At 34.4% G+C, this 14044-nt stretch carries 12 protein-coding genes; 4 read left to right on the top strand and 8 right to left on the bottom strand.

The features are described from left to right. Positions 1-8 precede the first annotated feature (8 nt). The 4 genes from opp4C to NHG49_RS01230 form a co-directional block, all read right to left on the bottom strand. Entirely contained in the window at positions 9-932 is a 924-nt protein-coding gene (opp4C, locus tag NHG49_RS01245; RefSeq protein ID WP_064474380.1) for an oligopeptide ABC transporter permease, read from the bottom strand. Between the two features lie 12 nt (positions 933-944). After that, a complete protein-coding gene (locus NHG49_RS01240) occupies positions 945-1901 on the bottom strand; it encodes an ABC transporter permease (protein WP_064474381.1) in 957 nt (318 codons plus the stop codon). A gap of 108 nt (positions 1902-2009) precedes the next feature. Further along, a complete protein-coding gene (locus NHG49_RS01235; protein WP_064474382.1) occupies positions 2010-3737 on the bottom strand; it encodes an ABC transporter substrate-binding protein in 1728 nt (575 codons plus the stop codon). A gap of 240 nt (positions 3738-3977) precedes the next feature. Next, positions 3978-5678, bottom strand: a complete 1701-nt coding sequence (locus NHG49_RS01230; RefSeq protein WP_258125455.1) for an ABC transporter substrate-binding protein — start codon at positions 5676-5678, stop codon at positions 3978-3980. 237 nt (positions 5679-5915) lie between these two features. Here NHG49_RS01230 and NHG49_RS01225 point away from each other — a divergent pair, with 237 nt between their 5' ends. After that, complete coding sequence (locus NHG49_RS01225; RefSeq protein WP_000369259.1) at positions 5916-6113, top strand: hypothetical protein; 198 nt, start codon at positions 5916-5918, stop codon at positions 6111-6113. A 245-nt stretch (positions 6114-6358) separates the two neighbouring features. Here NHG49_RS01225 and abc-f read toward each other — a convergent pair whose 3' ends face one another. Further along, on the bottom strand, positions 6359-8239 hold the full coding sequence (gene abc-f / locus NHG49_RS01220; RefSeq protein ID WP_149173327.1) for a ribosomal protection-like ABC-F family protein: 1881 nt from the start codon (positions 8237-8239) through the stop codon (positions 6359-6361). Between the two features lie 124 nt (positions 8240-8363). After that, complete coding sequence (locus NHG49_RS01215; protein WP_046956655.1) at positions 8364-8498, bottom strand: RAxF-45 family protein; 135 nt, start codon at positions 8496-8498, stop codon at positions 8364-8366. A gap of 420 nt (positions 8499-8918) precedes the next feature. Here NHG49_RS01215 and NHG49_RS01210 point away from each other — a divergent pair, with 420 nt between their 5' ends. Beyond that, a complete protein-coding gene (locus NHG49_RS01210) occupies positions 8919-9047 on the top strand; it encodes a hypothetical protein (protein ID WP_064474385.1) in 129 nt (42 codons plus the stop codon). A 134-nt stretch (positions 9048-9181) separates the two neighbouring features. After that, the gene (locus NHG49_RS01205; RefSeq protein ID WP_064474386.1) at positions 9182-9976 is read left to right on the top strand and encodes a DUF4931 domain-containing protein; all 795 of its coding nucleotides are present in this window, start codon (positions 9182-9184) and stop codon (positions 9974-9976) included. A gap of 11 nt (positions 9977-9987) precedes the next feature. Here NHG49_RS01205 and NHG49_RS01200 read toward each other — a convergent pair whose 3' ends face one another. Further along, positions 9988-10521: a transglycosylase SLT domain-containing protein gene (locus NHG49_RS01200; RefSeq protein ID WP_064474425.1), complete on the bottom strand. Its 534-nt coding sequence runs from the start codon at positions 10519-10521 to the stop codon at positions 9988-9990. 250 nt (positions 10522-10771) lie between these two features. Here NHG49_RS01200 and NHG49_RS01195 point away from each other — a divergent pair, with 250 nt between their 5' ends. Then, positions 10772-12421, top strand: a complete 1650-nt coding sequence (locus NHG49_RS01195; RefSeq protein WP_258125453.1) for a DUF2334 domain-containing protein — start codon at positions 10772-10774, stop codon at positions 12419-12421. A gap of 191 nt (positions 12422-12612) precedes the next feature. On the opposite strand, the gene NHG49_RS01190 is transcribed toward NHG49_RS01195, so the two are convergent. Beyond that, positions 12613-13446, bottom strand: coding sequence for a TatD family hydrolase (locus tag NHG49_RS01190; RefSeq protein WP_064474426.1), 834 nt, complete (start codon positions 13444-13446; stop codon positions 12613-12615). Between the last annotated feature and the right edge of the window lie 598 nt (positions 13447-14044).

The following is a 14044-nucleotide window of genomic DNA, read 5'->3' as shown; positions in this document are numbered from 1 at the left end:
CTTCTCACCTACCGTCTCATCTTTGGATCTAACGCATCACGAAGTGCATCACCAAGTAAATTAATGGATACAACTGTTATAAAAATTGCAAAACCAGGCGGAATCCATAACCACGGACGCTTTTGGAAATCAATTAACGAGTTAGCTGCACTAATCATATTCCCCCATGATGGTGTAGGTGGAACGACGCCGAGACCTAAGTAACTTAGTGCGGATTCACTTAAAATTGAACCTGCAACACCCAAAGTTGCTACAACAATAAGCAACGGAAAGACGTTAGGAATTAAATGATGAATAATTTTCCGAGAATCCTTTAATCCTAATACATCTGCCGCTTGCATAAAAGCTTGCTCCCGCAATGTTAAAATTTGTCCTCTCACAAGCCGGGCAAGTCCTGGCCATCCTACTAAACTTAAAATAATCATTACAACATATAAACGGTATTCCGATGGTAATTTCCATTCTGATAAAATTGCTCCCATTATAATAAGTAGCGGTAATCCCGGAATGGACATTAACACATCCGCAACACGCATAATTAGATGATCCACAACCCCTCGATAAAAACCAGCAATTGCTCCTAATAGAGCACCTAGTATAACGGATAGTAGCATCGACGCTAAACCAATTGTTAATGAAATACGTCCTGCTTGCATAAGTCTAGTTAAAATATCTCGTCCCAACTGGTCTGTTCCAAGCCAATGTGACAAGCTGGGTGGTTTATTAATTTGTGTTACTTGTACTTTCCCATCAGCATACGGTGAAAAGATCGGACCGATAAAACTAAATAAAAACATAAATATTAAAACGTATAGGCCATACAATGCCATCTTATTTTTCTTAATTTTTTTATACGCTTGGCGCCATGGTGATGATTCGTTACCCTTTTTCCGTTCTTTCTTTTTCTTTATTAGTGGTGTAATAGTCTCCATATCTTTCCCCCCTTACTTCAATCGAATTCTTGGATCAACAAACGCATATACAATATCTGCTAAGAAATTAGCCATAATTGTTAAACACGAAAGAAACATCGTAAAAGCCATTAGTACCGTATAATCACGGAAGTTTAATGCTTCTAATTGAATACTCCCAATCCCTGGCCAGTTAAAAATCTGTTCAATAATAATAGCCCCTGAAAATAAACCTGGTAATTCAAAAGCGAGTAATGTAATTGCTGGTAAAATTGCATTTTTCAATGCATGTTTATAAATAACGGTTCTTTCTTTTAAGCCTTTTGCACGAGCAGTACGAATGTAATCTTGCCTAACAACATCCAACATGCTGGTTCTAAAATATCGTGTTAATGATCCTACACCAAGAAGCGTTAAAATAAATACAGGTAGAATCATATGACGTAATACTTCTAATATGTATGCTATCCCTGTTGAGTTACTCCCAATATCAATCATGCCACCAATAGGTAGTAATTTTAAATCAACTGCTAATAATTTAATTAAAAATAGTCCTATAAAGAATGATGGAAATGACATTGCTGCAAAGACACCGATTGTTACCAATCTATCAAACCAAGAGTGCTGCTTTGTTGCAGAAATAACCCCAATAATAAGAGCGATAATCCAAGTGAAAAATAAAGCGGCAACAGCAACGATAAATGTATTCCAAATAAATTTATTAAGTAATGAAGTTACAGGTTCTTGATACTGTAAAGAAAATCCAAAATCACCATGCAAAGCATTCCCTAACCAATGAAAATACCTTTCAATAATTGGTTTATTTAAGCCGTATAATTCCCTTAATTCTTGGGCTCTCTCTGGTGTTAACTTTGGATTTGAATCAATATAATCTCCCGGCAAAAGTGCAAATAAGAAAAAAATAATAATAGATGTACCAAACAATGTAGGGATCATTTGAAGGAACCTACGAATGATATATGTTTTCACCTTTTGTCTCCCCAATCCTATTTACTTAAAAATAGAAGAACATTTTTTCAAAACAGCTACCATTCCATTGCTGTGTGAAAAAACGTCTTCTATTATTTAGGTCAACCCTTATTGTTCAATAGATAACACTGGTAAATTGGAACTAATGCTATCGTACTTTTCTGGATCAATTCCTTTTATACGTGCATTATGAGCATAAAGTAGTTTACGATAGTTTAATAAAATAACTGGTGGATCATCACTTAACTCTTTATACAGCTCTTTATAAATCGCTTTACGTTTTTCAATATCTGTCGTTCCTATACCTTTTACAATCAAATCATCTACTTTCGGATTATTATAACCCGTATCACTTTTTGGATTAGTTGATAAGTACTCACTTACAACTTCACTTGGATCACTAATTCCTGGTGTTGAAACTGCTGCTAAATCGTAGTCACCTTTTCCTACTTTTGAAAGCATCGTATTAAAGTCCATCAATTCTGGATTTAATTCAACACCAATTTCTTTGTAACTTTCTTTTGCAATCGGAATAAAGATATCATTTGTTTTACCTGTATTTGATGCGTAGTATGTTAATTTTAATTTTTGACCATCTTTTTCACGAACCCCGTCAGAACCTACTTTCCAACCAGCCTCATCCAATAATTTTTTAGCCTTTTCTACGTCGTGTGGATATTTATTAATACCTTCTTCTGTATATGCCCATGAAACTGGCGCAATTGGTACGTTAGCAACAGAGCCATATCCTTGTAAAGCTGTATCCACATACTTCTTACGGTCTAATCCATAAGTAAGTGCTTGGCGTACCTTTTTATCTTTCAAATACGATTTCTTATTATTTACATAGATATAAGCAATATCACTTGATGATTCAAGATTAATATTTGCAAACTCTAATCCTTTTAATTGGTCTATATTCTCAGGATTTGCTCTAAATCCACTATAGTCCAGTTCACCTGTTTGGAATAATTGGAATCCAGTATCACCTGATGTGATTTTATAAATAAAGTTTTTGATTTTTGGTTTACCTGCATAATAATTTTCGTTAGCAACAAAGCGTACTTCTTGACCTGGAACATATTTTTCAAATTTATATGGACCCGCTGCAATTGGTTGCCCATATAATGCTTTTAAATAGTCTAAACTTGTATTTTGTTTATAATCTTTTCCATAATAAGCTTTTGATAGCACTGGGCCACCTAAATTCGTTAGCGCCTGTGAATTAACTTTTTCAGTTGTAATTTTAATTGTCTGTGGATCAACAACTTGAATTCCTTCAATAGAAGTTGCTTTTCCTTCTTTATATTCTTTCCCGCCTTTAACAGCATACTGAGCAATATCCAATCCACCTTCATACGCTTTATCATGAAGTAGTGTTAATGTAAATGCTACGTCATCCGCTGTTAAAGACGAACCATCACTAAATTTTAAATTTTTACGTAAATGGAATGTATATGTTAACTGGTCAGCAGAAATATCCCATTTTTCTGCAAGGTCCGGAATAGGTTTACTTTGTTTGTCTGTTGTTACCAGTGACGCAAAAATAACAGACGTTACATTTCCATCCCAACCATTATCTTGAAAATACGGAAGGAAAACTCCCCCTGGCTTAGAAATGGCTGTAATAAAAGTATCTTTTCGCTGATTTGCTTTCTCTGGACTTTTCTTTTTATCTGTAGCTGGAATTGATTCAATCTTAGCGTCTTTTAAATCCTGCTTTTTTACCGGTTCTGTAGAAGCCGTATCTTCCTGTCCCCCACAAGCAGATAACACAAGCGAACTACTCAGTAATACCGAAAATACACCAGCCCATTTTTTTGTCTTTTTCTTCATTGTCCCCACCCTAACTGTTTAATAGTTATACCCTTCGAACTTATTAGCTTATGTATGCCTCCCACAGCATATTTATAGCCAATCGGAAAAGTCGGTTTTAATCGTAAAAAATAGATGTTTTTGAGGGGTAACAATCCTATTCCGACCTTTCCGGTAGACTTTATGGTTATTAGCTTATATCGTCCGTTATATTTTGTCAATTCTTTCTAAATAAATATTTTGAGAATTTTTTAAAAATTATTATTCTATCTTTAATTTAGGTAAACTTAATAAAATACCGTTATAGTTATCTTCTTGTAATCCTTGAATTCGTGCATGATGTGCAGACACCACTTTGCTATTATTCAAGAAGATTACAGGCGGGTCTTCACTTAACTCTTGATATAACTTTTTATAAATTTCTTTTCGTTTTTCAATATCCAACGTTTCTAATGCTTGCTTAGCTAATTCATCTACTTTCGGATTATAATATCCATCATAATTTCGTTTACTTGTTGAAACAAACTCTTCAATCGTTCCGCTCGGATCATCAATCATTGGCGTAGATACCATTGCTAAATCATAATCACCTTTTATCACTTTTGAAATCATCGTATTAAAGTCCATATATTCTGGGTTAAACTCTACACCCAACTTTTTATAATCTTCTTTCATCACAGGAATCATTACATCATTTATTTTACTTGCTGATGAGGCAAAATAACTTACTTTCAATTTTTGTCCATCTTTTTCACGAATTCCATCCGAACCTGCTTTCCATCCAGCCTCATCCAGTAATTTCTTCGCCTTCTCTAAATTATACTCATATTTATTAATGCCCTCTTCTGTATACGCCCATGAAGCTGGCGTAATCGGTACATTAACGAGTGACGCATATCCTTGGAAATACGTATCAATAACCTTTTGACGCTCTAATCCGTAAATAAATGCTTGGCGGACACGTTTATCTTTAAAATATGGCTTCTTATAATTCATTTTAATGTAGCCATAAGAGCTTCCTGTATACACATTAATATTAGCAAAACCTAAATCTTTTAATTGCTCAATGGTCTCCACGTTTGTCGTAAAACCATCATAATCTACTTCTCCTGCTTGAAATTGTTGTAACTTCGTATCACCCTTTGTAATTTTATAAATAAAGTGCTCAATCTTCGGTTTTCCTTCAAAATAATTTTCATTTGCTACAAATCGAACCTCTTGACCAGGAATATATTTATCTAACTTATAAGCTCCTGCTCCCACCGGCTTCCCATACAACTCTTTTAAATACTCCAAGTGTCCTTGTTTATACTCTTTCCCGTAATACGCTTTAGATATAACTTCTCCACCGATTAATGATAGCGTTTGAGCATTTACCTTTTCAGTCGTAATCGTAATTGTTTTCGGATCAATGACTTGAATCCCCTCAATAGAATTCGCTTTTCCTTCTTTATATGCTTGCCCATCTTTTATTGCTGTTTGGCTTATATCAGTCGCACCACTATAAGTTGGATCATGTAATAACGTTAATGTAAATGCTACACCCTCCGCAGTTAACGGTGTACCATCACTAAACTTCAAATCATCTTTCAAATGGAATGTATATGTAAGCTGATCCTCCGAAATATCCCACTTCTTCGCCAAAATGGGAATTGGTTTCCCTTCCTTATCCAGTCCAACGAGAGGCGCAAAGATAGCTTGCGTTATATTACCATCCCATCCATTCTCCATAAAGTGCGGAAGGAATATCCCTCCAGGGCTCGGCATTCCAACTACAAAAATATCTTTTCTTTCATTTACTTTTGTAGGACTTTTTGATTTGTCGCTCGCCTTAATAAATTCATCTTTTACTTTTAGTACGTTCCCGGCTTCATTTGTACTTGCTTCCTCTTGACCACATCCGGCTAGTAATACTGACACACTAAGAAATGTAGCAAGTGCTCCTTTAAAAGCATTTTTCATTGCCCTCTCACCTTTACCTTCCTAATTTTTATCGATGCAGGAACATAGGCCTCCTCCCTGTAACTATCTTTATTTTTCCTATAAAAATAGTATGAATTAATTTCAAGATTATTCCTTTCCTTTAAACATGTCAATCGTTCTCTTTTATTTCGTATTAAAAAATTAAAAATTCAATTCTATTCGTTCAGTATGAAACATAGAATACTAATAACCAATTACCAAAAAGGGGGCGAAAACATGGACAACCTATTCCAATACGTCCTGCACTACGTATTATTAACAATTATGATAGTCGGGGCTCTATTACTATTCCCATTCTTCCCAAAGTTCGTCCTCTTTTTAGCTTTTTTTATTATGCTCGGGATCGCCATTATCATTTCAACAAGGGAAGATACGACACAAAAAGAAAGCAGAGTTCAGCGCGTAAAGCTGTAACTCTGCTTTTTTATTTTCAATCCTGATCCGCCGTTTCACATACTTATGTCTCGGGAAATAAGTAACCGATCCAAAAAACCCCTAATATCATTTATGTTTTACAATCTATGTAAATTACGGAACAAAGATGTATCAAATTTACTGTTTCACGTGAAACACAATTTTTATTTTTCTCTTAAAGTAAAATATCAGTATAAAAAAAGCGAATCCTTTCAGCAAAGCTGAAAGGATTCGCTTTCTACTTTTTACTCCACAATATTCTCTAACTCATTATATAACTCCGCTCGTAACAACTCTTTCTTCGTTTTTTCTTCATACAATTGTTCAAGCATTTCAACATCAACTACATGTTCCATCTTACACTCAAGCATATATATATCCTCTTCTACATGCATTAACTCCGTTTCAATATCCTCAACATTCCTAACTTCTTTCTTTTTTACAGGAGCTGTTTCCATACTTTTTCTTCCTTGGCGTTGCTGCTTTATTACTTGTTTCTCGAGCTTTTCTTCCCACTTTTGACGAGCCCATGCGTAGTTCCCTGCAAACTCAAATAATTTATGCTCATCAATCCAATACGTCTTTTCAAATAACTTATTTAAAAAATAACGATCATGTGAAACAGCTAAAATCGTTCCATTATATTGCTCAAGAGCTTCCTCTAAAACTTCCCTTGATTCAATGTCGAGATGGTTTGTCGGCTCATCTAAAATTAAAAAATTGATATCTTGATACATAAGTTGCGCAAGTCTTAACCTCATTTTTTCTCCACCGCTCAGTTGCGTTACTTTCTTAAACACCGCTGGACCATAAAATAAAAACTTAGCTAATATATGTCTCGCTTCTCCCTCTGTTACAGCTACATATTCCCTGAAAGCCTCTAATACACTACTCTTCATATTTCCGTACGCATGTTGTGATAAATAACCGATTTTCACACTACTACCAATCCGGATTTCTCCAACGTCTGGCTCTATTTCTTCTAATAATAACTTTAGTAGCGTTGTCTTTCCTGTACCATTACGACCAACGATCGCCGCACGCTCTTGAAAACGAACATGTAAATTCGCTTCGTTAAATAAAGGGTGGTCAGCAAACCCTTTACTCACTTCTTTCATTACAACAACATCTTTCCCACTTCTCTCTTGCCCTTCAAACTGAAGTCCCATTTGTTTTCGTTCTAAAATAGGTTTCTTTAGTTTCTCTATACGTTCCAGTGCACGTTCCATACTTCTCGCTCTCTTATGCAATCCTTCATTCGGAGGATTCGCCTGATTTGCCCATTCACGTAGTCGCTTAATTGCTTCTTTCATTTTCTTTATTTTCTTTTGCTGTTCTTGATAAGCCTGAAACTCCTGAAGCAACCGTTCTTCCTTTTCCTCAACAAACTGAGAATAGTTCGTATGATACACGTGAATCTCTCCATCTTCTAAATCAAAAATCTTCGTTACAACTTCATCAAGAAAATAGCGATCATGTGAAATGACCATAACCGTTCCATTGTATTCTTTTAAAAATTGCTCTAGCCATTCTACGGCGAATAAATCTAAATGATTAGTTGGTTCATCTAATAAAAGTAAATCTGGTTTCTGCAATAGCATGTACGCAAGGCTTACTTTTGTTTGTTCCCCACCACTTAACTCCAGAAATGATCGAGGAAATAGTTCTATCACCTGTAGACCATTTGCTACCTTCATCATATTCGCTTCTATTTCATAACCACCGAGAAACGCAAATTTTTCTTGGATTACTCCGTATCTCTCCATTAATTTTTGTAAAGCAAACGTTTCCTGTTCTTCCGCCATATTTTTTTCTAAAGTACGCATTTCTCTTTCTAATTCCTTTTCAGCTTTAAAAGCCGAACTCAATACATCATATACAGTCATACCCTCATCAAATTTCGGAATTTGTGCCACATGACCAATACGTGTACCTTTCTTCATATGAATGGCTCCTGCATCTAAACTTTCCATTCCAGTTAGAAGCTGAAAGATTGTTGTCTTCCCACTACCGTTACGACCAACTAATCCAACACGTTCACCATTCTTTATTTCAAGCGATATATTTTCAAATATGATGTTTCCACCAAAAGATTTCGTTACATTATTTACACTACAAATTGTCATTTTCCGTACTCCTTTCAATATAAAAAACCATGGGAAAGAAACATTCCCCATGGTTTTCGACATAGAAAAAGGAAGCCAAATAGCTCCCTTTTCACACGTTTATTAAAAATGGGTGAAGAGATTTCTATCGTTCAATAGCTACTATGCAGTTGTTAAAAAAGGACAGACGTATCCCGTTAACAACTACATCATGAAAAATCGCACGACAAAAATAGATATAATCTAAAAATTTGGCACGTGCAGCTAAAGAACGTTTCATCTCATTCACCTCTTTCGTACGGAATTTAATACTTACTTCTTTATTATACTTTCCCATTTCATGTTTGAATAGTCATTTTTCTGAAAATAATGAAGATAGACTAAACATTTCAATAAGTGACATCAAATCTTACAAAACTGTTATGTTCACGTAATGGAAAGCGATAGTACGAAAAGATGCCTCCCTATACAATAAAGATGTAAACAAGAGAGACAACAAAAGGAGGAAACAATCATGATGAAAGAAATTGTGAAAGCAATCTTTGAAGTATTAGTGAACGGACAAGCAGTTGTAAAAGAACTAAACGAACTATAAAAAGGAGTGAAGGAATATGATGAACATGGTAAAAATGATTTTACACGCTCTAGTTGATGCAAAAGCAGTTAGCCAAGAATTAAACCAACAATAAAAAAGGGGTAAATGAATATGAAGAAAGCCATTATTGTAATCGCAAGTTCAGCAATTGCCTTATACACAATAAAAAATAGAAAAAAGAAGCACAATAAAAATGATCTATATTATCCATACACATTATTAAAGAAAAAATAAAAGACAAGGTACCCTATCTTAATGAGGATATCTTGTCTTTTATTTTTCCCATTCCTTTTAAAGGATTTCCTTCTCCTTTTCCCGAATGTATTAAGCGGGATTTTTACACATATTTTAAAGGGGCATATATACAAATGGATACACAACAACTATACTTTTTAAACGATATCGGCAAACAAAAACCAGAAAGCATCCGGAATAGAAGCGCGGCATGTCCTTTTTGTGACAGAGAAAATTTAACGGATATTTTAGCAACTGAAGGATCAATTATTTGGCTAAAAAACAAATTTCCTACATTAAAAGATACATTTCAAACGGTGCTAATCGAAACAGATAATTGTGAAGAACATATTGCGACATATACAGAAGAACATATGAAATCGCTAATTCGTTTTTCCATTAAACATTGGTTAGATTTGCAGAAGAATGAAGAATTCACATCTGTGATTTTATATAAAAATCATGGTCCATTCTCCGGCGGAAGTTTGCATCATGCACACATGCAGATTATCGGAATGAAATATGTAGACTATCTCGGTAACGTAGAACAGGAAAACTTCCGAGGAGTCATTGTACAAAAAAACGAACGCATTGAACTCAATATTTCAGATCGCCCTATTATCGGTTTTACTGAATTTAATATCATCATTGAAGATGTTGAATGCATAGATGAACTGGCAAATTATATTCAGCAAACTGTACGTTACATACTGACAGATTTCCATAAAGGATGTAGTAGTTATAACTTATTCTTCTATCACACAAACGGAAAAATCATTTGTAAAGTTGTTCCTAGATTTGTCGTTTCACCGTTATATGTAGGATATAAAATACCACAAGTTTCCACAAAACTAGAAGAAGTGAAAATACAACTAGCGGAGTATTTCACAAAACAAAACGACGCGATTATCCACAAAAAAATAGAGTAGGTCTCAAAAACCTACTCTTTAATTACACCTTTATTTCGATAGTACACATCTTCTAACCCGACGTTATACTTCATATTATTATCCGTCCACTCCGGCCCTAAATTCCCTGGCCATCCAGATGTATTTGCTACATATTTTAGTAATGCAAAATCAGTCAAACCTTTTTGCACCCCACGCTTATATCCTTTCATTAAATGCGGCATTGCAATTTGCGCATTTATGCGCGGATCTTTCAACTCTTCATCAGTTAAATGATCTGGTGCAAGGCCACCGCCACGGTGCAATTGAAACAATCCGAATGAAGTTCCGTTATCTCCAACACTTCTTGGATTTAACCGGCTTTCATGTTCGGCAATTGTAAGAGGTATCCATTCTGGAAGATTGACTTTCTTTGCTTCCTCTATAATAATTTGTTTCATCTGTTTTGCTTCTTCTGAGTCAACATAGCTTGTCTCATTCACTAACTTGCCCATTCCTTCAGACTTTCCTTGGAAATATAAATACACCCCAAGAACAACTAAAAATCCTACAAAGAATTTCTTCACTACCACTACCTCTTTCTCCGCTGAAATTTGTCCCCTTTCAGCCTTCTTCCCTTTACAATTACCCACATTCTATCATTCTCTTACTCTTTTATCATAGCAAATAACTATATATATTATCATCATGCTTTAGACCGATTTTGTGAAAAAACAGCTGGTAAATACGTACAAAAATGTAACTTTCATAGACTACAACGTATTTTTTGTATATAATTGTAAATTGAACTCTACATATAGAATAGGAGCAGACCAAATGAAAAAGTGCATAATACTCTTGTTCAGCGTTTTACTACTTATCCCTATCCACACCTCTGCACAAACACCGTCAAAACCAAAAGTACTTGTTTTATACAGTACACAAGACGATAAAATTACAAATAATATTCAAATCCTTAATACCCAATTAGGACATTTTACAAACGATATAACTACGAAAAGTTTAAAAAGGGTTAATGAAATTACTAATTCATCTTCTTATACACATATTGTTTATATCGGTGAACAAAAAGAGGAGTTTCCTATTGAAACAAAGCAACTTCTAGAAAATTTCTCAGGTCCAGTATTAGTTTTAGGACAAAATGTTGAACAATTATCTAATCGCTTTTCTTTCATTACCCTAAAGGCTGATGATATACGAGTTAATAAAATCGAATATCCAAGTAATAAACTAAAAAACACTTTAGAAGAGGAACGATTGGTTCAATCTTTTGATACAAACGGAACTGTTCTTGCTAACGCTTTAAGCTCAAATAGCAAAAGCCCACTAATCGTTCGGCACGAAACATCTTATTACGTTGCAACGTCAAATCTCTTTAACTGGATGTCTCATTATGTCGGCGAAATGTTATTTTCTTACTTTGGTCAAAAGCCAACGACAAATAAAGTAGAGACTTATTTACGCCTTGAGGATGTTCATCCAGCCGCAGATACAAATCAATTAAAAGAAATTGCTGAATTACTAAAAGAGAAAAAGATTCCCTACATAATTACTGTTATTCCTGTATATACAGATCCAGATACAGGTAAAACACTGCATTTAAAAGATAAACCCGAACTAGTCGATCTTTTACGCTCTATGCAAGATGATGGTGCAGCAATTATTATGCATGGTTATACGCACCAATTTTATGACAGTGAAACTGGGGAAGGTTTTGAATTTTGGGACGTAAAAACAGATCAACCAATTCGTCAACCGAAGCATGAAAAACCAAAAACAAAAGATGACTTTCCTAATATCGAAGCATATAATGCATATGTAAAAAAAGGGGAAGAGTTTGAAGAAAAATATACGACTGAGCATATTGAAAAAGGCATTCAAGAACTTGTAGATGCCAAACTGTATCCTGTCGCTTTTGAAGCACCCCATTACACGATGTCTCAAAAAGGATATGAAATATTATCAAAGTACTTTTCAACTTATGTAGGACAACTACAGTTAAGTGATACAACTTGGAAATCCATGCACTCTCCAGCATACAGAAGCACACCATCCTTCTTACATGGAATGAAATTAATGCCTGAAACAGTTGGCTTTATTGAAGAAGATAAGCCACAAGCTATTGCAAAGATGAAAGCTAATGCTGTATCTGTTGCTAAATTATCCGATGGAGTTATTGGTGCATTCTATCATCCTTACTTAGGTGTGAAACCATTAAAAGAAGTATTAAAGGATCTAGAAAGCATTCCAAATATAGAATGGATTGATTTACAAAAAGAAGCAAATGAAGTGAAAATGCAAGATATTCATATTACTACTAATAAAGACGGCATTCACGTTGAAAAACCAACAAGCGTAAGTGACGTAATGGATTATGTAAAACAATATGGGTTCTTCCTTATACTTGGTTTCTTCATCATTGTCTTTCTTTTATTATTAAGACGTGCAAAAAAATTAGAATCCTAATATAAAACCAAAACGTGGCATGTTATTAATAACCCATTGATTATTTTCATAAATTATAGAAAATATTAGAAAAATTATTCATAATAAAAAGGACAAGAGTAACGCTCCTATCCTTTCAAATAAAGTGAAACTTTAATCAGTGGTGGTTTTGTCCATCCCCCACTGATTATCAGCCCTCACCAATCGGGTTTTTACGGGCAGTTGATTTCCCACCTAACGCCTCCGCATTCGTCGAATTTTGAGGTGGGAGTCTTACTGCCCGTTAATGCGGGGTAAAATTGAATCGTATTTTCATATATCGTTTTCGCAACCTTATCAACAGATATGTTTTTTATAACACTAATTTCCTTTAATACCTCTCGAATCATTATCGGATGCGTCATAACATCCTCTTGAAATTTCCACGGTCCATCTGTTTCTACCATCATATATTCAAGTGGATAATACGAAACAATTTTTCTAATTTTCTCCTTATGTAAAACATCTGGCGTAATAGAAATATAATAACCGTTCCTCATCATCCGTTTCATTGTTGTTTCACTTCCTTTAAACCAATGAAAGTGTGCACGTGAAACTTTATATTTCTCCAGTAAATCACATACAATATCAGCATCTTCATACACTGCATGCAATATAATGGGTAAATCATATTTACTAGCTAGTTCAACAAATCGTTGTAACACTGGTATATATGAATCGATAGTAATGCGCTCATCTTCTTTTCTTAAATAATACGGTAAGCCTACTTCACCAATCGCAACTATGTCTTCTACATGCTCTTCAATTAATTTATAAATTTGCTCACATTCTTCTTTATGAATCGGTTGCTCCGGATGAAAACCTATTGCTGGATGTACAAAAGGATATCGCTTTGCTAAAGATAAAGTTTCTTTACATGATTGATAATTCATAGATACCGCAATAAGCCCCTTTATCTCTTCACTATTTTCCACATCTTTAAGTAACCTGCTTTTTTCTTCATCCTTATATTGATCAACATGTATATGACTATCAATCCATTTCATCTTTATTCCCCCATAAAAAAAAACAAGAAAGGATCCCCCTTCTTGTTTTATCATCTATATTATTTAACAATTAAGTTTGTTATGATATCAAATAATCCAATACATACTACGGCAACAGTAAAGTAGCTACTGAAATCTTTAATTGGAAACTTCACTACTTCTTCTTTACGCATCCCAATTTTCTCCCTTCTTACTATATCCCTAATTATTTTATCTATTTGTATCTATTATGCAAAAAATATGACAAATTTACTATCGAATTAACTTACGTAAACCTTACAATGTTGTAAGGTTTATAAAAAGAGCCTCATCCAAATAAAGATGAGGGCTATTAAAAAGTAGTTGGTTTTTCATTCTTCATTAATATTACAAACAGAAAGTAATACAGTGAGACTTTCTAATTACACTATATGAAATTCACTATCTTTTAACCATCGAATTACATTACAGAAGACTTACATGTTTGTAAGCTATGTGTAATGTAATTCGATAGTTTCTCTTACCTATATCTCGTACAATAAAGTTAGAAAGCAAGCCAAATAAGAAGAACACTCACATAACCAAATTACATTGCTAGTAGCTACTCTTCTTATACCTT

The sequence above is a fragment of the Bacillus sp. IBL03825 genome (assembly GCF_024712505.1).
Taxonomy (GTDB): domain Bacteria; phylum Bacillota; class Bacilli; order Bacillales; family Bacillaceae_G; genus Bacillus_A; species Bacillus_A wiedmannii.
The sequence above is the reverse complement of the archived record's forward strand: the minus strand, read 5'-3'. Positions and strand labels throughout refer to the sequence as shown.

Coding starts and splice junctions, on each gene's coding strand:
- NHG49_RS01230 (WP_258125455.1), bottom strand. CDS start 5,678: ATGAAAAATGCTTTTAAAGGAGCACTTGCTACATTTCTTAGTGTGTCA.
- NHG49_RS01235 (WP_064474382.1), bottom strand. CDS start 3,737: ATGAAGAAAAAGACAAAAAAATGGGCTGGTGTATTTTCGGTATTACTG.
- abc-f (WP_149173327.1), bottom strand. CDS start 8,239: ATGACAATTTGTAGTGTAAATAATGTAACGAAATCTTTTGGTGGAAAC.
- NHG49_RS01205 (WP_064474386.1), top strand. CDS start 9,182: ATGGATACACAACAACTATACTTTTTAAACGATATCGGCAAACAAAAA.
- NHG49_RS01195 (WP_258125453.1), top strand. CDS start 10,772: ATGAAAAAGTGCATAATACTCTTGTTCAGCGTTTTACTACTTATCCCT.
- NHG49_RS01210 (WP_064474385.1), top strand. CDS start 8,919: ATGAATATGAAGAAAGCCATTATTGTAATCGCAAGTTCAGCAATTGCC.
- NHG49_RS01190 (WP_064474426.1), bottom strand. CDS start 13,446: ATGAAATGGATTGATAGTCATATACATGTTGATCAATATAAGGATGAA.
- NHG49_RS01215 (WP_046956655.1), bottom strand. CDS start 8,498: ATGAAACGTTCTTTAGCTGCACGTGCCAAATTTTTAGATTATATCTAT.
- NHG49_RS01225 (WP_000369259.1), top strand. CDS start 5,916: ATGGACAACCTATTCCAATACGTCCTGCACTACGTATTATTAACAATT.
- opp4C (WP_064474380.1), bottom strand. CDS start 932: ATGGAGACTATTACACCACTAATAAAGAAAAAGAAAGAACGGAAAAAG.